Here is a 22,908-nt window from a genome sequence, read left to right as displayed (position 1 = left end):
AAGGGAAGTGAGGCGAATCCAACTTAGGGTTCGTCTCAGCTTTATTAAAAGGGGGTAACAAAAATGTTTTCTACCTATCAAGAAGCCCTTGACTGGATTCATGGACGACTGAGACTTGGCATTAAACCCGGTTTGAAGCGAATGGAATGGATGATGGACAAGCTTGGCCATCCGGAAGCTAAAATGAAGACCATTCATATTGGAGGAACGAACGGTAAGGGGTCGACTGTTACCTTCTTGCGCTGTATTCTTCAAGCTGGTGGATATACGGTCGGTACCTTTACCTCGCCATATATTGAACAGTTCAATGAGCGGATTAGTGTCAATGGCAAGCCAATCAGCGATCAGGAAATTATGGACCTCGCCAATATCATCCGCCCGTTGGCAGATGAGTTGGAGGAAACAGAACTCGGCGGGCCAACCGAGTTTGAAGTTATTACGGCGATGTCGTTCTATTATTTTGCCAATAACAGCAGCATCGATCTCGTCCTATATGAAGTTGGTTTAGGCGGCCGGTTTGATTCCACCAATATCATTAACCCATTAGCATCGATCATTACCAATATTGGGCTTGATCACACAAATATCCTAGGGAACACGTATGAAGAAATAGCATTCGAAAAAGCGGGAATTATTAAGGAGCATACACCGATTTTCACTGCGGTTAAGCATCCCGGCGCTCTCAAAGTCATCCAAAAACAGGCTGACACAATGCAGGCACCTATTTTTAAACTAAATCATAATTTTTCGATAAGCAATCACGAGTCACTTGCCCATGGGGAACAGTTTACCTTGCAGACCCAATTCAATCACTTGGAGCAGCTTGAAATATCGATGATGGGCCAGCATCAAACCGAAAATGCTGCTCTTGCCGTAACGACTGCGCAATATTTAACTCAACAAGGCGAACTCCTTCTCAACCAGCAAGCCATTCGAAACGGATTAAAACAGGCGTACTGGCCAGGCCGATTTGAAATTTTATCTGAGGACCCGCTAGTCATCATTGATGGGGCACATAATGACGAGGGAATCACGGCATTGGTAGAGGAATTGACCAATCGGTATGAGGGCAAAAGCATTCATATTGTGTTTGCGGCCCTAAAAGATAAGAAACTGGATGCGATGATTGCAAAACTCGACAAAATGGCCAGCCAAATTTCTTTTGTCAGCTTCGATTTCCCAAGGGCTGCAAAAGCGGAAGAGCTGGTGAAACTCAGCCAATCTCCTAATAAACTGGCAGTTGATGACTGGCAGACCTATATCCCTGAAGAAATTCAGTCCCTGGAGTCAAACGAAATTTTAGTCATCACAGGATCCCTGTACTTTATATCGGAAGCAAAACCATTTGTGCGTAAATATTTGAAAAATATGACGATTTCTTTATGACAGAATTTTTGCCATTTGGTAAAATGAAATTATCTTGTAATAACCAAATTTAGGAAGGGGGCAGGTCGGATGGGGGTGAAACCGCATGTTCAAAAGACGATATTTCTGGTATGGCTTTTACTGGTTCCTGCGGGAATGTGGTTTACCTATCAGGCCTATCCTCCACAATTTTCAGGTAATTGGCTGAAACTACTGGCATTTTTGGTGTTGACGGTACTAGTTGCCGCCATGCCGATCATGATTAATCATACTCCTATTTTCTTAATCCAATGGGTGGCATTGGCCACTTTTTTAACGTTTGGCCTATTTATTGAATTGGTCATTAGCCAGATTGCTGTTGTGGCGTTATTTATAAAAATTAGGTTGCCAAAAGAACAACTTTTCCGCTTGCCGTTTAATTTGATGATGTTCTTTATTGTCTCCTTCGTCAGCGGTGCAGCTTATTACGGACTCGGCGGTCAAACTGCACCGTCTTTATCCACTGACACTAAGGCATTATGGCTGGCTGTCTTTTATGCGGTTCTATACTATTTTGTGAATCAAATTATTGTCTCGTTTAATTTCTACTATATATACAAGCGAAAAGAAGCTTTTTTTGGAAAAGACTTTTTTGTTGAAACGTTAACGACAGTGATAACATTACCAATCGGAATTGTTCTCTACATTCTATTCAAACAGGTTGGTTTACTGGCCATTCTGTTTGTTGGCCTGCCGTTTGTCAGTGTATCGCTTATTTTTCAACTCTATTATTCAAGTCAAAAAATTAATCATTATTTACAAGATGCTGCTGAAATTGGCCACCAGATGGCAGAACGCCTGCGGGTGGATGATGTTATCAATTTGTTTATTCAAAAGCTTGGGGAAATGCTTCCCGTTGATTATGCTTATATCTTTGAAAAGGTAGGCGATGAGCTAAAATTGAGCCGCCGGATCGAGTCTGGAGAAGGCACATACATGGAAATGCCTCCGCTGAAAAAAGGGGATGGCATTTGCGGGTTGGTGTGGGACAAACAAGAGGCACTAATTTTTTCCGCCAAAAAAGACTGGCAGCAGAAAACCAAAGGATATTTGCCAGATGATACCGAAGCCATTCTATGCGTTCCCATCATCCGCAATAAAAAGGTGATCGGGATCTTATTGCTTGCCTCCAGAACGAAACGGGCATATGAAAAATATCAGTTAACCATTGTCGACATTCTCTGTTCCTATTTTGCTGTGGCAATGGAAAATGCCAAACACTATGAACGGACCAAAAACCAAAGCGAACGCTGTGCCTTAACCAATTTATATAATTATCGCTATTTTGAGGAATTATTACATAAAGAATTTGAACGATTGACAAGGTTCGAACATCGGATGCTATCGTTAATCATTCTGGATATCGATCATTTTAAAACTATAAATGACACTTACGGCCATCAAAGCGGCAATGAAATCCTTCGTGATATCGCCAATCGTATTAGTAAATTGGTAGCGACCCGCGGAACCGTAGCCCGTTATGGCGGCGAAGAATTTGTGGTGCTCCTGCCTGATATTTCGAAGGAAGAAGCATCCCAGATTGCTGAGCAAATCAGACAATCGATTGCCAACTGGCCATTTATCCTTTATCAAGCTCTTGATCAGGAACAGAAGAAAATTCAAGTAAAGGTAACCGTTTCAATTGGAGTGGCTACGGCACCAGAGGATGCGGAGGATTCGTTGGCGCTGGTTCGTCATGCGGACAGGGCGTTGTATATAGGGGCGAAGCAGGCGGGACGGAATCGGGTTGCGGAGTATACGTCGCATTAAACATAAAATGGATGTTCCAACTGAAGTTGTGAGCACCCATTTTATGTATTAATAGCAAAAATTGTCTACTTGAACTATGGAATTATGTAATGCTCTTTCATATCAGATGAGATTACAAGGGGGTTGCCCCAAGGAATTTGCCATTCGAGAATACATACATTTTTACTTTTCCCTTACTATTTTCAAACGCGACACCAACCATTACTTGCCCAGTTTGATTATGCTTAATTACTTCAATTTTTGTAATATCTTTTATGTAGTACCCTTCTTTCAGTGCTTGCAAACTTGCTTTCCAAAAATCAAAACTGATGAGGAGATTCGCGGTTATTTTTACCTTTTCGATTCCTTCAATCGGAGTCACATCATGGCAGGCACAATCGTCATCAGCAGATTGAATAATCGGATTTACCTCTGCTGCTGCTTCTACATAACTGCCCGGCATTACAAAGAGAAATAAACCAATTAGACTCCCAATTAGGATCGGTAATACTCTTTTCATTTTCATTCCCCATTTCTCTATTATTTTCTAGCCATTTATCTCTTTCGACACTCTTCTTCATAATCCTTCAAAAATTCCCTTCAAATAATAAACCATTTTGACAGAATGATGACAAAATGGTTTTTTAAAAAATTCAAAAAAACCCCTCAATCTAGTGAGTAGGTAGATTGAGGAGGAATATGAATTGATAGAGTTGTTTGGGTGGTACCTTATTAATTGGTTCTCTTCACAATTTCAGGATCACTTAAAGAAGTAATATATTCTTCCTCTTCATCTCTTTTAAATGATGTATAGGTTGAAATTAAATCTTGATCGTAAATAATTTTTAATCTTGAATATTGTGAGGCAACTCCATTTGTTATCTGTGCTTGTTGGGTAGCAGATAAATAATTCCCATTATTAGTATTTCCACGTACAGCGGTTAAAATTAATCGACGAGCTGAGATTCCACCAGTTAAGTTGATATTCGAACCTACGCCATACATGATCATATCTTGGTTTGTATAGAAAAAACCTTTTATTTTTGTAGCTCCGTTCTGACCGCTATCAACTGACATATTATACATATCTACATTTCCATTTGCAAAAATGATTAATGTACTATTGTTATCAACACCAGTTATAGTACTTTCTGAAATATCTACTTTGCCCTGAACATAAATAATGGCATCTGCCTTTAAATTTACATTCCTAATCACTAAATCTCCATAAACAAAATAAGTACCTTTTAATGTAATTTCTCTTTTTCCACTTCCACCATTAATTGTCATATTTCCTAATTTATACGTATCTTTATCAACCCATCTAGTACCTGTTTTTTCTTCTTGTTTCCATTCATAACAAATGCCAAAAAAGCTTTTAGCACATACCTTATCAAAATACGTGTATGTCTCTTGAACTTTTTCAGTACCGGTATCACTAACGAAAACAACATCCGTTTTATTAATATTTCGTGTAGGATGATTAGAATCAGTAATATTTAAATTATTTGTATAATTATACTTATTTGAAGATAGTTTATATTTATCAGTAATTTTTTTTGTGATATCGAGAGTGTCCTGTGGGATTGTTGTTTTTGTTAATACACTAATTTTGGGACTATTAAAAAATAGATTGGATATGCTGTTTTGATCGCTTTCAATCGCTGGATTATATTTAGTGTAATAACTGGTTTTCTCAAGATTAGCACCCGAAATATGTTTATCATATTCTTCGAATTTTTTTAAATCATATACTCCTTTATTTTCCTTACTAAAAATAATCTTTGGAGCAACACTTCCAGGACCTGGCGTTAATTTCGCCCTTACACTTGGTTGCCATTTAGCGGTATTGCCACTAAACCAAGTAGCATTGCTAGACAAAATTAAATTTTCATCCGTTTTAATATCTCCTTGGACTTCAATTCCACCATGTAGATATAGATTACCACCATTATTTGTTGAAAGGGAATAACGTAATTGATCCGGAACTGCGTCTGTTCCAATCACAACTTCTGTTGTAGTTTTTTTTATCTTTCCATTCACAATACCTGTACTTATAAGCGGTACTCTCTTCTTTAATTCCATTAATTCGCCTTCACTGCTGTAGACATTTCCAATATTACCAGCATCAATACATACTTTTGTATTTCCGGTTTCACCTGGAATTTCAATTCCGCCTGTGCCATCTGATTTACAAATCATGCTGCTGGATGTAAGAAGACTTGTTAATTTTTCTCTGAAACCCTTTTTTCCAACATTGCCGGCAGTAATATATTTTTCCAATTCCATTTGGAGACTTTTAATCATGTATTCTGTCCCTTTGTCCGCCAAATCGGTACCTTGTACAATGTTTTCTCTCGTTTTGTTTTTGGCTAAACCATTTGTTGTGATGGTCATTATACTTAATCCCATGATCATAATGATGAGGATGACGGCAAGCGTGAGTACAAGCATATAGCCTTTTTCGTTCTTTAATAATTGGGTCATATTTCGTATTCCTTCTTTCCTATACGATTAATACGGCTGAATAATGTTTTTAAATTCTATTGTTTTTAACAAATTATTGCCTTTGCGATTGCTCTTATATTGCAATTTTAGTGAAATCTCATAGGACTTCGCACTAGTGGGATCACCAATTATTTTTGAATCACTTAATATGGAAATGTTCTTATTCATTACCTCATATTCTTCATCTTTGAGAACTAATTTTGTTATGCCGCCTGTTGTTACAAACCCAATTTTCTTAAAAGTATTTATACAAGCTGTATCCACAATTATTGCCCCGCTATTATCTTTTTTGCATTTAGAAGGATCATTCGTAATATTCAAATAGCTATATCCTGTACCGGTTTGATTTTGAATAATATGGGCTTTATTCGTTTCATATAAGGATTTCACCAGTTTGCTGACGATAAGATCCGCTTCATCTCGGATACTATTTTGGATCTGGATTTCACGTGTTGTCTCTGTACTTTGAATAACAATTGGAACTAAAAAGAATGAAATAATAGACATTAACGCTAGCACTGCCAATAATTCGATTAATGTAAGTCCGCTTTCATGTGAATGTTTGTTATTCAATGGAAACATACCCTTCTGAAGATCCCTTCGTTTTGCCATTTGGTGAGGTGACGGTTATAACAACTTTTACTAGGTCCAACTCACTCTCCGAGAAATTTGCATACTTTAATTTACTTTTATCTGTTTCTTGTGATGCTTGATAAGATATAGAATACGTTTTTCCGTTAAGGTCAATTTCCTGTGGGGGATCCATTAATTTCTTATTCGTTTTTGTGGAATCTTTAAAATAATCTTGTACGGCAGCACCGGTTGGTAATTTCGTATACGATTTCGCTTGGACTTTCGCTAAGATGGCATCTGCTAAATTTATAGTGACGATTTTTTCGTTATTAATAACAGCCGTTTTGGAGGATTGAATAAATAATTGTGAAAAACTAAGTAAAATAAGTGTAATTAATACCATGGAAGCAAGTACCTCAACTAAGGTAAATCCATGATTCGATTTAATGATATTATTCATTGAGAATCACCACTTCATAAAATAGTTTTAAAAGTGTTAATAAATACCTTCTCGCTAGGAAAAAGGTTAGGTATATTCGAAGATTAGTATAATCTATTTGATTTATTTTTCATAATGGTAATAATTTAACTCGTGCTTGATTTTTGAAAAAAGTTTAATTTTTCTATTTTAGGTGGTTTTTGGTGAAAAATTCAAGGACCAAGTCATTATAATTTTTTCCAACTTCTTTTAAAATCTTTAATAGTATTATACAATATTTAGTAGACGAATTTTGTCTTTTCTTTGAAGAAATGTTAAAAAAATTAGGTATTTTGTGGTATTTTGTTATTTAATCGAATTATAGTAACAGTGTGTAAGGGGAGAGGATGAATGCAAACAATAATTTGGGCCTTTGTATCCATGTTAGTTGTTTTAGTGATTATGTTAGTTTTACCGATTGGGTTTACAAATAAGGGGAAGCTGGTCATTGCTTTAACAAGTTTTGTGATTGCCTTGGGGGGAGCAGCAGCTAATTCTGTAGTTGAGTTATGGCAAAGTGGGTTATTGCTAGTGGCACTAGTACTTGTCATAGCTTATTTATTTGATAAACGCTTGGGATCGATGTTGTATAAAGAAACGGCCTATTTTGATGATGAATTGGAAGATGGAATTATTAGTGAAACATATCAAAATATGAATAGTAGTTCAAAAGTGAAGGATGAAGATAGATCGTCGGATACTCTACCGATAAACCTTGAGCTAGACTCGTTTAAAGAAGAAAGCACGACACCATTTCTTCCTAATCTTGATAAACCGGCATTAAGTAATTCTATTGAAATAAACGAAGATATTTCATTTCTTCTTGAAAGAGAGACGGAGTTGGCTGCCAGTGATTCTGTTAAGGAACCGTTTCAGGAAACAACTTATTTATCAGATATGGAGAGTTTATTGGACTTGGATGAAAAAGAATTAACTGTGGTTCATCCAGCTGATGATGAAGTTGTGTTACAAGCTTTAGACGACGAGAATGGTCCTATCGATGATTCACTAATTGATTTCCTAAATCATATGAACGAAGTGGCAGTCTCAAACGAAGAAGTACTTGAAAAAACAGATACGGTCAAAAAAGTTACTGTGTAAAATTTCCTTTAAATTGAAGGGAGGCCAGAAATTTTGAGTAATAATAAACAAATGTTGAAATTGTTTGTTGTGCTGTTTTTCAGTACGACATTTATTTTTAGCTCCTCCCATTTTGCTGCTAAAGCAGTGGAGGGGTTATCAAAGGTTGACGGAAAGTTTGCGGAGGGCACCACCATTGGCATGATTAATATTTCCGGTAAAACAAAAGAGGAAGCTGTGAACCTCCTAGAGGAAAAATACGTTGAGTGGATGAAAGGAATATCATTTGAAATGCTGTACGGTGACAAGTCTGCTCCATTCGATGTTAACTTATTTGAATTAGATTCAAGCGCTACTGTTGCAGCCATCAATGATGGGCAAAAAAATACTGCAAATATTACTGTTGACAAAGCAATGGCCGAAGAACAGCTAAAGGGTCTTTTTCCACTTTTAAAAGCGGAGGAGATTGATTGGGAGAAACTCACGCAAACATTAAATCAAATTGCTTCACTTTTTGAGCCTGGCACACATAGCTACAAGCTATACCCTGATTATCTGATTGCTGACCAAATAAAAGACGATGTTGTCATTAGTGAAACTGTTGTGCAACTGGACAATGCTCCTAGTGAACTGCTGTCGATTGTTAATCAAACTCTAACGATTGAAATTGCAGCTGATGCCACTTTTTCTTTACTTGGCTTTGCTGCAAACAATAAGTTGACGGATACGAAGACTCTTAATCTACTGGCAACAGGAATCTATCAGGCTGTGTTAGCATCAAACTTTGAAATTGTTGAGCGGAATATCAGTTCATCACTTCCTGGTTATGCAAAACTTGGATATGAAGCAATGGTAATTCCGGACAAAAAGGTAGATTTGGTTGTCAAAAATCCTAACATGGCAAGCTATTTCCTTGAAATGCAGGTGGACAACAATCAGTTGAAGGTTGCACTTAAGGGCCAAAAACTACTATACAGTTATAAACTGACCGTAAAGGATGAACAAAAGCTTACACCGAAAACAATCATTCAGTACAGCTCCTCCGTCAAACCAGGGAAAACAAAAATTCAAACAAATGGTGAGGATGGGCAAATTATCAAGCTTTATCGTGATATTTATCAAGATAGTCAATTTATAAAAAGCGAGTTTGTATCTGAGGACTACTATCCGGCAAATTATAAAGTGGAAATCCATGGACTTGCTGCGAGTACCGAGTCACCGGCGACTGGTACGACTGATGGTACCAAAAATACTGAATCCAGTAATTCCACAATTGCAGAAACAAACTCAGCTGAAGCAGATCCAAAAACTACTGACAGCGATATATGGGGTAAGCCGAATGAACAACCTAAGTAAAAGTAGGGATCAAAAATGAAGCATACACGAAAACGGCTTGGCGATCTATTAATTGAAGAAGGATTAATTACCCCTGAGCAGTTAGCGACTGTTTTGAAAGAGAAGGATTCCAGCCAAAAGATTGGTGAAGCCCTAATACAGAGAGGCTATATTACTGAGCAGCAGTTAATCGAGGTACTGGAATATCAACTAGGTATTCCTCATGTCAATTTATATCAATATACTTTCGATACTAGTCTTTTTACACTAATTTCTAAAGAAACCGCAAGCCGAAATTTGATTATCCCGTTAAAAAAAGAGGGAAACAAGTTATTTATTTCCATGGCGAATCCTATGGATTTTATTGTCATTGATGATTTAAGGTTGTCAACAGGATTCCAAATTGAACCCGCGATTTCAACAAAAGATGAAATTATTCGAGCAATTAATAAATATTATAATGTTGATGATGATTTTGATGAACTGCTTGGTGAACTGCCAGAAAAAGATAGAACTAGAACTGATGATATAACAGATTTGGATTCACCAATTGTTCGTCTGGTTAATCAGCTATTGTCAAATGCAGTTGTACAGCGGGCAAGTGATATTCACATCGATCCGCAGGAAACAAAAGTGGTCGTTCGCTACCGTATTGACGGTGTTTTAAGAACGGAACGAGTACTCCCAAAAAGCATGCAGAGTGTATTTACTGCAAGAATTAAAATAATGTCCAATCTTGATATTACCGAACACAGAATCCCTCAGGACGGACGGATTAAGTTAAATCTTGATTTCCATCCTGTTGACCTTCGTGTATCAACACTTCCGACAGTCTATGGTGAAAAAATTGTCATGCGTCTACTTGATATGGGTTCAACCTTAAATAATATTAATAAGCTTGGGTTCAATGCCTTGAATCTTAAACGGTTTAACGAAATGATTGAAAAACCAACGGGGATCGTTTTAATTACCGGACCAACAGGTTCCGGAAAATCCTCGACGTTGTACGCGGCACTCAACAAGTTAAATAGTGATGCAGTTAATATTATTACGGTTGAAGATCCTGTTGAATACCAGCTTGAAGGCATCAATCAGGTGCAGGTTAACCAGAATGTCGGTATGACGTTTGCCGCTGGTTTACGGTCAATTCTCCGTCAGGATCCAAATATTATCATGGTTGGGGAAATCCGTGACAAAGAAACGGCCGAAGTATCGATTCGCGCCTCATTGACAGGACACTTGGTATTAAGTACCCTTCACACCAATGACTCTCTTGGTACAGTTACCCGATTACTAGACATGGGAGTAGAGCCATTTTTGCTTGCAGCCACATTAAGCGGGATTGTAGCCCAGCGGCTTGTCCGTAAGGTATGCCAAGATTGCATGGAAGAACAGGAACCGTCAAAACGTGAGCAGGAGATCTTTGCTAGACGCGGGATGAAAATAGATAAAGTTATCCGCGGCAAGGGATGTGCTTCTTGTAATATGACCGGCTACAAAGGTCGAATTGCCTTACATGAAGTCTTAGTCATCAGTGATGATATGCGCAGAGTGATCATGGATGGCGAATCATTTCAAAAGCTAAGGGAAATTGCCGTTAAAAACAAAACCATCTTTTTAATAGACGATGGTATGTTAAAAGTAAAACAAGGTTTAACGACAACGGAAGAAGTTTTGCGAGTGGCAATTCCAGACTAGGAGAAGGAACGATGAAGGAAAGAATTGATGCAATATTAAGAGCAGCTGTTGAATATAAAGCTTCAGATATTCATTTAACAGTTGGTGTACCCCCGGTTCTTCGCATAAATGGTGATTTAAAAAGATATGGAACTGAGAAATTACTTCCTGCTGATACTGAATCAATGGCCAAAGCAATCATTCCTGAAAATATGTGGGACATGTTTAAGGAAAAAGGGGAACTGGATTTCTCTTATGGGGTTCCGGGCAGTTCAAGATTTCGTGTAAATGCCTATCATCAGAGAAAAAGCGTATCAATGGCTCTTAGGGTTGTTGCTTCTACTGTTCCCACGATGGAATCATTGAATTTACCTTCAATGATCCCGAGACTTGTAGAAAAGCCACAAGGTCTAATTCTTGTTACAGGTCCGACAGGAAGTGGGAAATCTACAACCCTAGCTTCAATGATTGATTATATGAATCGAACGATGCGGAAACATATAATTACGCTAGAAGATCCAATTGAATATCTTCACAAACATGGTAATTCAATTATTGATCAGCGTGAAGTTGGTTTCGACACCGGCAGTTACGCTAGCGGATTAAAGGCTGCGCTTCGTCAGGACCCTGACGTTATTCTCGTCGGCGAGATGCGTGATTTAGAGACAATTGGGATTGCCATTACTGCGGCTGAAACAGGTCACCTTGTTTTAGGGACACTTCATACATCAAGTGCACCAACAACAATCAACAGGGTCATTGATGTGTTTCCTTCGGCTCAGCAGGCTCAAATTCGAATACAGATAGCATCTGTATTGGTTGGAATTATTTCACAACGATTATTTCCAACGAGTGATAAAAAGGGGAGGCGAGCTGCCACGGAAATATTGGTTAATAATCCGGCAATAGCCAATCTAATCCGAAATGAGAAAATACACCAAATTCAAAGTACTATGCAGACCTCCCGTGCCCAAGGGATGCATACGCTTGAAATGAGTATTCGGGAGCTGATTGAAAGAGGGGTTATTCAAAAAGAAGCAGCTCAGCAATATTTACAGGAGAAGGAAGCTAATGGCTAGATATAAGTATACAGGACGTGACCGGACCGGGAAGCGGCAGGGTACCGTTTACGCTACTTCTAAGCGCGATGCGATGTTCAAGCTTAAAGAAGAAGGGATTCGGGTCATTGAAATGAATGAAATGCCCGAAACTCTGCTAACGAAAGATATTTCCATTGGTACCCCAGTCAAACTTGAACAGTTTGTCATCTTTTTAAGGCAGTTTGCCACCCTATTAAAGGCAGGTGTAACTGTTGTAGAAGCAACTGTTATTCTGGCTTTCCAAACAGAAAGCAAGACAATGAAAAAAGCATTATTTGACGTGGAACAGGATTTAAGAGAAGGAAATCCTTTGTCAGAAGCGGTAGCAAAACATAAAAAAATATTTTCACCAATGTTTATTAATATGGTGAAATCTGGTGAGGTCAGCGGTAATTTGGACGGAACCCTCGAACGGCTGGCGGATTATTTTGAAAAGCAGCATTACACAAGACAAAAAATTGTCTCGGCGCTCACCTATCCGCTTGTGATTGGAATTATTGCGGTTCTTGCAGTCATATACTTATTGGTTTCTGTAGTACCTACGTTTGTAAACATGTTTGCAGACATGGGTGCAGAGCTTCCGGGGATTACAAAATTTGTCCTAAGTGCCAGTGAATTTATGCAGTCATTCTGGTGGCTGATAATTGGATTATTTCTATTAGTGTATCTTTCGATTATTGCTATTAAAAAGAATAACCGTACCAAATATTATTTGGATTACTTTATATTAAAAATGCCTATATTTGGAAAAATGATGCAAAAGGCTGCGATTGCTCGTATGGTCCGAACCTTAAGTTCATTGTTTTCCAGTTCAGTACCGATTCTCCAAGCGATGTCGATTGTGGAAAAAGTAGTTGAAAATGAGGTCATAGCAAAAGTGATCCGGGATTCCCGCAGTTCTCTTGAACAAGGAAGATCGATGACAGAACCAATGAAAATGCATTGGGCTTTTCCACCGCTTGTAACACAAATGATTTCCATTGGTGAGGAAACGGGTGCCCTTGACACGATGTTATCAAAAATTGCCGACTTCTATGAGAAAGAAGTCGAAATTGGTACAGATAAGTTAAAGTCATTAATAGAGCCAATCATGATTGTATTTTTGGCGGCTCTTGTCGGTACAATTGTTATGGCAATTATGGTTCCGATGTTCTCAATGTTCGACCAAATGATTTAAGTATAAAATTATGACAAACAATCTACAAAAATAGTACCAAAACTACAAATAATGACTTAACTCTTTAAAAAACTCTTTCCACCAGATTACAAATATTGTATACTCATAGAGAAATAATACTAGGTTTAATAGACCAAAAGGAGATGGAAAAATGGTTGAAAATTTAGGTTTAAAACTTAAACAGGAAAAGGGTTTTACTTTGATTGAATTACTAGCAGTTATTGTTATTTTAGGTATTCTTGCCGCAATAGCTATTCCAGCAATTGGAAATGTAATTGATAATTCAAAAGTAAATGCTCATTTGTCTAATGCCGATATGTTGGTAAGTGCTGCTAGAATGGCAATCACTGAGGATCAAACTGCAATGCCTGCAGCGGGCAAGTCAAATGTATTCTCAATAAACTATTTGAAAACTGCAGGATACCTTGATACTATTAAAGACCCTGATGGTGGAGCATATGTTTCAGACGCTGCAACTACTGTAGTAGATTCTACGACAGCGGTTACGACAAATAAATCATACGTAATAGTATCAAATAACGCTGGTAAATTAACTTATAAAGTTGCATTATATGGTTCAAAGAGACAAATTGCTGTGGAAGAATTGTCTAAAATTGATAAAACTAAAGTTGTATCTGTAACTCCATAATAGTTACATGAATAGTCTAATAAGCTTATTGTCCTTCTGTTATGGAATTATTTTTGGTTCCTTCTTTAATGTGGTAGGACTTAGAGTACCCTTGAAAAGGTCAATTGTAGCTCCAAAATCATCATGTCCAAAATGTGGGCATCAACTTAAAGCTTATGAAATGATTCCAGTAATATCATACCTGCTTCAAAAAGGGAAATGCCGCGGCTGTCAGTCGCGGATTTCCCCTATCTATCCAATTATGGAATTGCTTACGGGCATTCTCTTTGCAGTGGCACCACTTTTTGTAGGATGGTCAGGAGAGTTAGTAGTCGCCTTAACACTCATTTCGTTGTTTATGATTATCATAGTTTCAGATATTCATTATATGATCATCCCTGATAAAATTTTAATTTGGTTTGCAGGGATTTTTTTATTGGAACGAATTTTTATTCCGCTATCCCCGTGGTGGGATAGCCTTCTAGGGGCGGTGACAGGCTTTACCCTTCTGCTGATTATTGCACTTGTCAGCAAAGGTGGCATGGGCTTTGGTGATGTCAAGCTTTATGCTGTACTAGGATTTGTCCTTGGTTTTAAACTTGTCCTACTTTCATTCTTTTTATCCACCTTATACGGTGCTGTCATTGGCGGCCTTGCCATGCTATTTAAAATTGTAAAAAAACGGCAGCCTATTCCATTTGGACCGTTCATCGCAGCGGGTACGCTGTCAGCTTATTTTTGGGGTTCGGAAATTATTGATTTTTATATAAATTTTTCACGTAACGGATTTTAACTAAGGGGTTTTTTACATGGCTTTTTCCCTGTTTTCAACTAAAAACCGAATAATTAATTTGATGCTTAACGACCATTCCGTTCGCTTTCTGGAGTTAAAGCAGGCCAATCCTCCTGTCGCCCAAAGGTGGGGAGAACGGTTCCTGACACCGGGCATCATCACTGATGGAAAAATCGTCAATCTCGATGCCCTAACTAGCATACTGGAAGAGTGTATCGATGAATGGAAAATCCAGCGCCGCTCGATTCGTTTTATAGTGCCCGATCAGCTTGTCATTATCCGGAAAATTAATGTACCTGCCGATATTCTCGATGATGAGTTAAAGGGTTATTTGTACTTGGAACTTGGTTCTACCATTCACCTGCCCTTCGAGGAGCCGGTCTTTGATATTTATCCGCTAGGCACTAATGGCAAGACAAAAGATCTGCTGTTATTTGCTGCACCTGAGGAATACGTAATGGCGTATGAAAATTTGTTCTCGCGGCTAAAGCTTCATTCTGTTGCTGCAGATATTTCGCCGTTGGCTTTATATCGGTTATATCATCAACTAAATCAGCCTTCAGAAAATGAAGTTATGTTTTCCGTTCAGTTTGATTTAACAAGTGTCAATCTCAGTATTTTTGAAGGGTCTGTTCCACTGGTGATGCGCAGCTTTGCTATGCCATTTGATGTTGATCAATGGGAGGTAAAGCGGGACCTTCAAGGGCTAATTGTATGCAAATACTTGGGTGACGTTGATGAACTTGTGATCCAGTTTGAAGATATTTTTAAAGAAATGAATAAACTGATCGATTACTACCGATATACGCTAAATAATGAAAGTCATGACATTTCAAAGATTCTCTTGCTAGGTGATCATCCGATGCTTCAAGCGGTGGAAGCCGAAATCAATGAACGCTTTGAGGTGCCGGTCGAAAAGATTACATTTAATCCGGAATTTATGGATAAAAAAGATACCGTTCCAGATCATTTATTGGTACCGCTTGGACTCGCTTTAAAAGGGGTGGTTTAATGTTAGTTGAAATTAACCTGCTGCCCCAAAAAGAACCGAAGAAAATTGCCTTTTTTATCGTTTTGGCACTCTTTGTTTTGGCATTGATATTTGCGAGTGTATTCTACTACTTTCAAATTAGTTCAACACAGGCAAATATAGATTCTGTGACTCGTGAAATTTCCATGACACAAAAAGTCAGGGAAAAACAGGAGCAGAAAAGCGACGTTGTGGAGTCTGCCGATTCAGTCAGCAAGCTGAAAAGTGCAATTGACTGGGCCGATACGTATCCAATCCAAACGATTCCTGTGATGCGTCATCTTACCTCGTTATTGCCTGAGCGTGGATTTATTCAGTCCTTTGGCTATACCGAAGCAGGGACAATCACATTAGCTGTTCAATTTGACAGTTCTAGAGAAGCTGCTTACTTTTTAAATAGCTTAAAGGAATCAGAGTGGATTCAAGATGTAAATCTAAGTTCATTAGCTGCAGTTGAGCAAAAAGATGAAAATACAGAGGGAACTCAAACCGGAACAGATGCAGCTGCCAATGCTGCTGCAAATCCTGCAAATCAGAGCCAGACAAATCCCACTGACACTACGACTGGGGGAACAGCGCCAGCTGGGACTGAGACAAATACAACCGGTTCGAATAACTCATTAGCTGTATCTGTTACTTCTGCAACAGGAAACAACGTAGTGATAAGTCCATATTTGCCGCGGTATAACGGACAGTTTGAAATTACGCTTAACAAAGCCAAGGTGAAGGAAATTGCCCAAAAGGATGAGAAGGGAGTGAGCGGTTCATGAAGCTTCATTTCTCTAAACGGGACAATTTAATCTTGGCCGCTGTTGCCCTTGTTGTGATCCTGGTAATTGTCTATGCTCAATTTATAAAGCTGTCGCCTTTAAAAACTGATTTGAAAACCAAGCAGCAATCCCTGAAAATGGAACAAAAACTTCTAGAAGCTGTTACGCAAAAGAAAGTGGACAATACAAACCAGGTTGTCGAAGGCACAAGAGAGCTGCAAAAGGTGCTCCCAATCTTGCCATTACAAGAACAATTGATCTTGGACCTGGAAAAAGCGGAAGCCGTTTCCAACAGTCAAATTTTGTCAATGAGCTTCTCCAAGGACGGTGAATTGGCTATGGAAACTTCCCAGCCTGCAGCGGAAGGGGAAGCTCCCCAGCAAAATCCTATTGGTCAGGCAGATCCAAATGCAGCCAGTCAAACACCGGCCGCCGCAGAAGGTGCTCCAGACCAGAAAACAGCTGACTCGGCCCATGCGCAACAGCCGGCATCACCTTCATTAAAAAAATTGACTGTACAGCTATCGGTGGAATCACCGAGCTATGTGGAACTAGAAAAATTTGTCCAAACACTGGAATCCTTAAAACGGATTGTTGTCGTGGAAGCAATCAATTATTCGGGCGGACAGGAGGCCACAACTGCTGACCAACTGGCTGAAAAATTGACCTATTCACTGACCATTTCGGCATTCTACATGCCTGACTTGGCTGACTTGGCAGCGGACCTGCCAAAAATTGATGCCCCGGCACCTGCAGGTAAAATCAATCCATTAATTCAGCAGCCGGCAGCAACGAATTCACAGCCATAAACAACATTACGAAGTTACAAATAATTTGACGAAACTCTATGATAACAAGACGACAAAAGTCTTGTTATTTTTTTTTGCCGTTATGATAGGATGGAACAAATCACTGTCGAACGGAAAGGAGTACGAATAGTGGACAAGCCTAAAAATGGCCATACAATAACAATAAAATTAAATGGGGATAACAAAAAATTTAAAGAAGAACGTCAGAATAGTGAACCGGAACCTATAATTGAACCTATTCCAAGAGTGATAAAAATAGACCCTGTTCTATCAGAATCAGATACTAAGGAGGAAACAGCGGCCGCGCAGGAATCTGTTGATGAAAGTTTCGACTGGATCATTCCAGAATCCTCTGAAGACGATATGGAGGCATATAAAATCGTTCCGCCTAAAAGCCCCAAAAAGAGCAGCAATAAAATTATCACTTCTTTTTCGTTTAAAAATAAAAAGAAGCCGAACTGGCCAATAACTCAAATTATTTCTACTGTAGTGTTTGCTGTTTTAATAGGCACAACCATTGGGGTCTTTATGTATAAGCTTGTATTTACAGAGTCAACTATTAATCCTGCTTCATTGCCTGCAGTTGTGGAGGAAGAACAGGACGATAAAAAAGGGGAACCTGGTAGTAAGGATAGTAAGGCAGTGACCGCAGCTGTGCCCGAGTTATCCACCTATATGATTCAAGGCGGAGTATTTAGCTCGGAAGAGGGCGCAAGTGAAACGTTGAATGAAGTAAAAGAAAGTGGTATTCCAGCCCAAATAATCCAAATGGATGGCAAGCATTATCTATTTTTTGGTGTTGCGGACTCCATCGAAACAGCCAAATCAATTGGTACCCAATATAAAGGTAACGGGGTCGACGATGCTTTTGCCAAACCGCTGTTAATTAAGGAAAAGCAAATTTCCGAGTTGAGTGAGAGTGAAAAGAGTTTTATTGAAACTATCCCAACAATCTACCAAACACTTTCGAATGCAACCTCCGGGGCTATCACTTCTAAATCAATCTCAGAAGAAACGACCAAGGCACTTATGGGAATAGAAGCACAACTGAAGGCAAACGGGCTAAAAAATGACAACGTGAAAAAGTTAAACGCTGAATTAACTTCGGCCAATGATAAGGTTAAAGCATACCAAAAGTCAAAGAATAAAAAGGATCTTAGCGAAGCACAGCAGCATTTGTTGAACTTTCTGTCCGTCTATTATTCGATGTGACACTAAAACGACATACAAATGCAACATTTGATATTTTCCGGGAAATTATTTCAGCATATTGCCTGCCCTAACGTGGGCAGGTTTTTATTTATTAACTTTATTTCAAAATTATATCTGCGATAAATTACAACTTATCTGCGGAAAAACAAATATATCTGCGATAATTTCAATATATCTTCGAAAAAACAAATATATCTGCGATTATCAGCATTTATCTGCGATGGCCCAAAACTATGCTTTGGAAATATTCCAACATTAGATATCCATTTGCATAATTTTACATATTTCTTCAAAATTTAATCATATAAAAATTGTTTGCAGCGTCCATTTCTGATACGATTAATTTGTATCTCCCTAAAGCGTTGCAAGAAGGTAAGGTGATGACATGCAAAACCTCATTTTAGCCTCTTCTTCTCCACGGCGAAAAGAACTTCTAGAAACTCTCCGCTTACCATTCGCAATTTCGAGCAGTGATGTGGATGAAAGCTTTGATCCGGCACTCTCCCCCGAGGAAGTAGTGATGGAATTGGCTGATCGCAAGGCCCAGGCCGTTTTTCAAAACAACCGGGATGCTTTTGTGATTGGATCAGACACGATAGTGGTTGCGAATAACAAAATTTTAGGAAAGCCAGCAGATGAGGCCGAAGCTTTTTCAATGTTACAAAGTCTTTCTGGAAAACAGCATGAAGTGTTTACGGGTGTCTCGATTGTGTCTCCAACGAACTCCACAAGGTTTTATGAAAGAACAGAAGTATGGTTCTGGGAGTTAAGTGACGATGAAATACGGTCATATGTAAAAAGCGGCGAACCGTTTGATAAAGCAGGGGCATATGGCATTCAGCAGCTTGGAAGCATGCTTGTCAAGAAAATACATGGGGACTATTTTGCGGTTGTCGGCCTGCCGGTCGCAAGAACGGTGCGGGAATTGCGGCGGCTGGGCTATCAATTGCCGTATTAATCTTCTGCTCCCGAATCAATGGGAGGAAGAAAAATGTCCACAAATACATTAATGATCCGTGATTTTCCTCAAGACGAACGGCCAAGGGAACGCTTTATCAACCATGGCCCGCAAAGCCTATCGAACCATGAATTAATTGCCATCCTGCTTCGGACGGGAACCAAGGAAGAATCGGTATTGCAATTATCCAATCGGCTCTTGACCCATTTTGAAGGGTTACGTCTGTTGAAGTCGGCGACATTGGAGGAAATTACCGAAATCAAAGGAATCGGTTCGGCAAAGGCAATCCAAGTTCTGGCCGCCGTTGAAATTGGCCGGAGGATTGCCAACCTCAATTATAACGATCGCTATGTGATACGTTCACCGGAGGACGGCGCCAAATATGTCATGAACGATATGCGCTTTTTGTCGCAGGAGCATTTTGTTTGTCTCTATTTAAATACGAAAAATCAGGTGATTCATAAGCAGACCATTTTTATTGGCAGCTTGAATGCCTCGATTGTCCACCCTAGGGAGGTATTCCGCGAAGCGTTTAAACGGTCCGCGGCCTCGATTATCGCACTCCATAATCACCCTTCTGGAGATCCTACTCCGAGCCGAGAGGATATTGAGGTGACCAAGCGGCTGGCGGAGTGCGGAAAGATTATTGGAATCGACCTGCTTGATCACCTGATTATCGGAGAAAACAAGTTTGTCTCCTTAAAGGAAAAAGGATACTTATGATACTAGGTTTTTATTTGACGATAGGATATAATATTGGGTATGATTTTTGAGGACTAATTAATAAAATCCGATGAACAAGGATGACCTGACAGATAGGTATGGTTAAGCAACAAGTGGAGAACGTTATATGACAATTAGCAGTGCTTATCCGACAGTTGAAGTACGTTATATGACAGTTAACAGTTTTTATGCGACAGTTGGCGAACGTTATCCGACACTAAACCATGGTTATCTGACAGTAATACACAAAAAAAAATCAAAACTCATTGCCTGCCAGTTAGCTTTTTTGCATTTCGTATCAGAAAGGGAGATACATTGATTATGTTTGGAATTGGAACGAAGGACCTTGGAATAGATTTAGGAACTGCAAATACGCTTGTATTTGTGAAAGGGAAAGGAATTGTCTTAAGAGAGCCATCTGTCGTGGCGATGCAAACCGACACAAAGCACATTGTTGCGGTCGGGAATGATGCAAAAAATATGATTGGCCGGACTCCTGGGAATGTAGTCGCACTAAGACCAATGAAAGACGGCGTCATTGCCGACTTTGAAATAACAGCGGCGATGATGAAGCATTACATACGCCAGGCTCAGAAAACAAAGGGAATCTTTTCAGGCAAGCCTTATGTGATGGTGTGTGTGCCATCGGGAATCACGGCTGTAGAGGAAAGGGCAGTCATCGATGCGACCAGACAAGCTGGGGCGAAGGACGCCTATACGATTGAAGAGCCGTTCGCCGCTGCGATTGGCGCGAATTTGCCTGTTTGGGAGCCAACCGGAAGCATGGTGGTCGATATCGGCGGTGGAACAACCGAAGTTGCCATCATTTCCTTGGGCGGCATCGTCACATCTCAATCGATTCGTGTTGCCGGCGATGAAATGGACGATTCCATCGTTCATTATATTCGTAAAAATTATAATTTAATGATTGGCGACCGGACATCGGAAGCCATCAAAATGGAAATTGGTTCAGCAGGAACGCCGGAAGGCATCGACAATATGGAAATCCGCGGCCGCGATCTATTGACTGGCCTGCCAAAAACGATTGAAATTACCGCCAAGGAAATTGCTTCAGCCTTAAGCGATACGGTGTATGCGATCGTCGAAGCCGTTAAGAACACGTTGGAAAAAACGCCGCCTGAACTAGCGGCGGATATTATGGACCGAGGAATTGTCCTGACCGGGGGCGGGGCGCTGCTTCGCAATTTGGACAGGGTCATCAGCGAAGAAACAAAAATGCCGGTGCTGATTGCTGAAAATCCGCTTGATTGTGTCGCCATCGGTACAGGGAAAGCATTGGATCACATCCATTTATTTAAAAACAAAGCGAAGGAATCGCGTTAACTTAAAAAAGCGGACATACCGCCATTTAGAAAAATAGAGGTGTACTATCATGCCACAGTTCTTTTTGAATAAACGTCTGATCATTTTGCTAGTCAGCATAATTGTTCTCGTGGCATTGATTGGGTTTTCTTTACGGGAGAGGAGCAACCTGACCTGGCCGGAGCAGTTTCTGAAGGATACAACCGGCTGGGTTCAATCCCTGGTATCAAAGCCTGCTCATTATCTTGCAGGCTTTTTTGAAAATCTTCAGGATCTGCAAAATACATATGAAGAGAATAAGGAATTAAAATCACGGGTAGAAAAAATCGCCAGCCTTGAAGCAGAGGTTCAAGAGCTGAAAAAAGATAATAAAGATCTACGTGAAGTTCTCGATGAAACCAGAACCCTGAGAGATTTCGAGCCACTGCCGGCAACTGTGATCGGCAGAAATCCTGATCGTTGGCATGAAATGATTATTATCGATAAAGGAAAATCAAATGGGATTAAGAAAAATATGGCCGTCGTCACGTCAAGCGGCCTGATTGGCAAAGTAAAAAGTGTCACCCAATTCAGCTCGACCGTACAGCTGTTGAGCGCAATGGACCCGAAAAACCGCATTTCCGCCGTTATCCAAGGTGAAACGGAGGTTTTCGGCTTTGTCCAAGGCTTTGATGATAAGCAAAAATTGCTGTTAGTAAAGGCTATTCCCTCAGGGGCAAAAATTGAAAAGGACCAAGCTGTGATTACCTCGGGATTGGGCGGAGTCTTCCCAAAGGGTTTGACAATCGGAAAAGTGGTCGAAGTGAAGCCTGATCAGTACGGTTTAAATCAAACGGCATTGGTCAAACCGGGTGCGGATTTTTATGATATCGAGAATGTCATCGTCATCAAACGATTGATGACACAGCCTGAGGAAGGCGCTTTGAAAGACGGGAAGGAGCAGGAGCTGTGAAAAAATTCCTTCTTCCTCTTTTGTTTTTATTTCTTTTTATTTTTGAAAGTATCGTTATTCAATTTTGGCCGGGGGGCAGCTTTGAGTCCCGGATATTGGCGCCAAGGTTTCTGTTTGCCGCCTTGGCGTTTTTAACGATTTATGTAGGAAAAAAGCAAGGGATCATTTATGCGGCCATCTTCGGCCTCCTGTTTGACGTTGTATATGTCGAGGTGATCGGCATTTATTTATTCCTTTACCCGTTTATTTGCTACCTGATAACGAAATTAATGCAGGTGATTAATACCAATATCATCGTTGCTTTTCTAGTCTCAATGCTTGCGATTGCCTTGCTTGAGGTTGGCGTATATGAACTAAACTTCTTAATTCATGTCACAAGCATGTCTTTCATCGATTTTGTGAATTTGCGTTTGTATCCAACTCTAATCTTAAATGCGATCTTTTTGGTGGTTGCCGCCTATCCCTTTAAGCGCTGGTTTGAGAAGCATGCCGAAGTCCTGAAGGAAGAATAAAGTAAAAGAAGGAGATTGGACACCCCATGGCGAATTTTTTAAAGATGGGGTGTGTTTTGATTGTCATCATCCAGATTGATACTGAAATGTGTTTTTATTATGAGGTGAAATTTCTCC

The 22,908-nt window shown here is 39.6% G+C and carries 23 protein-coding genes; 19 read left to right on the top strand and 4 right to left on the bottom strand.

All coding sequences use genetic code 11. The annotated features are described in order from the left end of the window. Positions 1–63: 63 nt before the first annotated feature. Together M3234_RS10910 and M3234_RS10905 are read left to right on the top strand one after the other, a co-directional pair. Positions 64–1,386 carry a bifunctional folylpolyglutamate synthase/dihydrofolate synthase gene (locus M3234_RS10910; RefSeq protein ID WP_262304739.1) on the top strand — a complete coding sequence of 441 codons (1,323 nt, stop codon included), beginning with the start codon at positions 64–66 and terminating at the stop codon, positions 1,384–1,386. 69 nt (positions 1,387–1,455) lie between these two features. Then, complete coding sequence (locus tag M3234_RS10905; protein ID WP_262304738.1) at positions 1,456–3,174, top strand: sensor domain-containing diguanylate cyclase; 1,719 nt, start codon at positions 1,456–1,458, stop codon at positions 3,172–3,174. A 112-nt stretch (positions 3,175–3,286) separates the two neighbouring features. Here the strand turns inward: M3234_RS10905 and M3234_RS10900 are convergent, their stop codons facing one another. From M3234_RS10900 to M3234_RS10885, 4 genes are all read right to left on the bottom strand, one after another. Next, the gene (locus M3234_RS10900) at positions 3,287–3,673 is read right to left on the bottom strand and encodes a hypothetical protein (RefSeq protein WP_262304737.1); all 387 of its coding nucleotides are present in this window, start codon (positions 3,671–3,673) and stop codon (positions 3,287–3,289) included. A gap of 212 nt (positions 3,674–3,885) precedes the next feature. Next, positions 3,886–5,640: a hypothetical protein gene (locus M3234_RS10895; RefSeq protein WP_262304736.1), complete on the bottom strand. Its 1,755-nt coding sequence runs from the start codon at positions 5,638–5,640 to the stop codon at positions 3,886–3,888. 27 nt (positions 5,641–5,667) lie between these two features. Then, positions 5,668–6,234, bottom strand: coding sequence for a type II secretion system protein (locus M3234_RS10890; RefSeq protein ID WP_262304735.1), 567 nt, complete (start codon positions 6,232–6,234; stop codon positions 5,668–5,670). Then, the gene (locus tag M3234_RS10885) at positions 6,227–6,694 is read right to left on the bottom strand and encodes a type IV pilus modification PilV family protein (RefSeq protein ID WP_262304734.1); all 468 of its coding nucleotides are present in this window, start codon (positions 6,692–6,694) and stop codon (positions 6,227–6,229) included. Before M3234_RS10885 ends, M3234_RS10890 begins: the two co-directional genes overlap by 8 nt. Before the next feature lie 369 nt (positions 6,695–7,063). Between M3234_RS10885 and M3234_RS10880 the strand changes: the two genes are divergently transcribed. The 17 genes from M3234_RS10880 (at position 7,064) to mreD (ending at position 22,791) form a co-directional block, all read left to right on the top strand. Next, positions 7,064–7,813: a hypothetical protein gene (locus M3234_RS10880; protein WP_262304733.1), complete on the top strand. Its 750-nt coding sequence runs from the start codon at positions 7,064–7,066 to the stop codon at positions 7,811–7,813. A 33-nt stretch (positions 7,814–7,846) separates the two neighbouring features. Beyond that, on the top strand, positions 7,847–9,148 hold the full coding sequence (locus M3234_RS10875; protein ID WP_262304732.1) for a VanW family protein: 1,302 nt from the start codon (positions 7,847–7,849) through the stop codon (positions 9,146–9,148). A gap of 15 nt (positions 9,149–9,163) precedes the next feature. After that, positions 9,164–10,825 carry a GspE/PulE family protein gene (locus M3234_RS10870; protein ID WP_262304731.1) on the top strand — a complete coding sequence of 554 codons (1,662 nt, stop codon included), beginning with the start codon at positions 9,164–9,166 and terminating at the stop codon, positions 10,823–10,825. Positions 10,826–10,836: 11 nt separating this feature from the next. Beyond that, the gene (locus M3234_RS10865) at positions 10,837–11,883 is read left to right on the top strand and encodes a type IV pilus twitching motility protein PilT (RefSeq protein ID WP_262304730.1); all 1,047 of its coding nucleotides are present in this window, start codon (positions 10,837–10,839) and stop codon (positions 11,881–11,883) included. Further along, positions 11,876–13,081 (top strand): type II secretion system F family protein, encoded by a 1,206-nt coding sequence (locus tag M3234_RS10860; RefSeq protein ID WP_262304729.1) that lies wholly within the window; start codon positions 11,876–11,878, stop codon positions 13,079–13,081. The genes M3234_RS10865 and M3234_RS10860 overlap by 8 nt, the downstream gene beginning before the upstream one ends. Positions 13,082–13,232: 151 nt before the next feature. Then, the gene (locus M3234_RS29255; protein ID WP_285858383.1) at positions 13,233–13,730 is read left to right on the top strand and encodes a type II secretion system protein; all 498 of its coding nucleotides are present in this window, start codon (positions 13,233–13,235) and stop codon (positions 13,728–13,730) included. A 7-nt stretch (positions 13,731–13,737) separates the two neighbouring features. Next, positions 13,738–14,502, top strand: coding sequence for a prepilin peptidase (locus tag M3234_RS10850; protein WP_262304728.1), 765 nt, complete (start codon positions 13,738–13,740; stop codon positions 14,500–14,502). Positions 14,503–14,518: 16 nt separating this feature from the next. Beyond that, positions 14,519–15,514 carry a type IV pilus biogenesis protein PilM gene (gene pilM / locus M3234_RS10845; RefSeq protein WP_262304727.1) on the top strand — a complete coding sequence of 332 codons (996 nt, stop codon included), beginning with the start codon at positions 14,519–14,521 and terminating at the stop codon, positions 15,512–15,514. Continuing rightward, positions 15,514–16,302 carry a PilN domain-containing protein gene (locus M3234_RS10840; RefSeq protein ID WP_262304726.1) on the top strand — a complete coding sequence of 263 codons (789 nt, stop codon included), beginning with the start codon at positions 15,514–15,516 and terminating at the stop codon, positions 16,300–16,302. Before pilM ends, M3234_RS10840 begins: the two co-directional genes overlap by 1 nt. After that, complete coding sequence (locus tag M3234_RS10835) at positions 16,299–17,111, top strand: hypothetical protein (RefSeq protein WP_262304725.1); 813 nt, start codon at positions 16,299–16,301, stop codon at positions 17,109–17,111. Before M3234_RS10840 ends, M3234_RS10835 begins: the two co-directional genes overlap by 4 nt. A 129-nt stretch (positions 17,112–17,240) precedes the next feature. Beyond that, complete coding sequence (locus M3234_RS10830) at positions 17,241–18,323, top strand: SPOR domain-containing protein (RefSeq protein WP_262304724.1); 1,083 nt, start codon at positions 17,241–17,243, stop codon at positions 18,321–18,323. A 385-nt stretch (positions 18,324–18,708) separates the two neighbouring features. Next, positions 18,709–19,281 (top strand): Maf family protein, encoded by a 573-nt coding sequence (locus M3234_RS10825; protein WP_262304723.1) that lies wholly within the window; start codon positions 18,709–18,711, stop codon positions 19,279–19,281. A gap of 33 nt (positions 19,282–19,314) precedes the next feature. After that, complete coding sequence (gene radC / locus M3234_RS10820; protein ID WP_262304722.1) at positions 19,315–20,004, top strand: RadC family protein; 690 nt, start codon at positions 19,315–19,317, stop codon at positions 20,002–20,004. Positions 20,005–20,131: 127 nt separating this feature from the next. After that, complete coding sequence (locus M3234_RS10815; protein ID WP_262304721.1) at positions 20,132–20,323, top strand: hypothetical protein; 192 nt, start codon at positions 20,132–20,134, stop codon at positions 20,321–20,323. Positions 20,324–20,325: 2 nt separating this feature from the next. After that, positions 20,326–21,348 carry a rod shape-determining protein gene (locus tag M3234_RS10810; protein WP_262304720.1) on the top strand — a complete coding sequence of 341 codons (1,023 nt, stop codon included), beginning with the start codon at positions 20,326–20,328 and terminating at the stop codon, positions 21,346–21,348. Between the two features lie 49 nt (positions 21,349–21,397). Continuing rightward, positions 21,398–22,279 (top strand): rod shape-determining protein MreC, encoded by an 882-nt coding sequence (gene mreC, locus M3234_RS10805; RefSeq protein ID WP_262304719.1) that lies wholly within the window; start codon positions 21,398–21,400, stop codon positions 22,277–22,279. Further along, positions 22,276–22,791 carry a rod shape-determining protein MreD gene (gene mreD / locus M3234_RS10800; RefSeq protein WP_262304718.1) on the top strand — a complete coding sequence of 172 codons (516 nt, stop codon included), beginning with the start codon at positions 22,276–22,278 and terminating at the stop codon, positions 22,789–22,791. The genes mreC and mreD overlap by 4 nt, the downstream gene beginning before the upstream one ends. The last annotated feature ends 117 nt before the right edge of the window (positions 22,792–22,908 follow it).

The sequence above is a fragment of the Neobacillus niacini genome (assembly GCF_023715785.1).
In the GTDB taxonomy this organism is placed as follows: Bacteria; Bacillota; Bacilli; order Bacillales; family Cytobacillaceae; genus Neobacillus; species Neobacillus niacini_E.
Note: the sequence above shows the minus strand (reverse complement) of the source record. Positions and strands in the feature narration are given on the sequence as shown.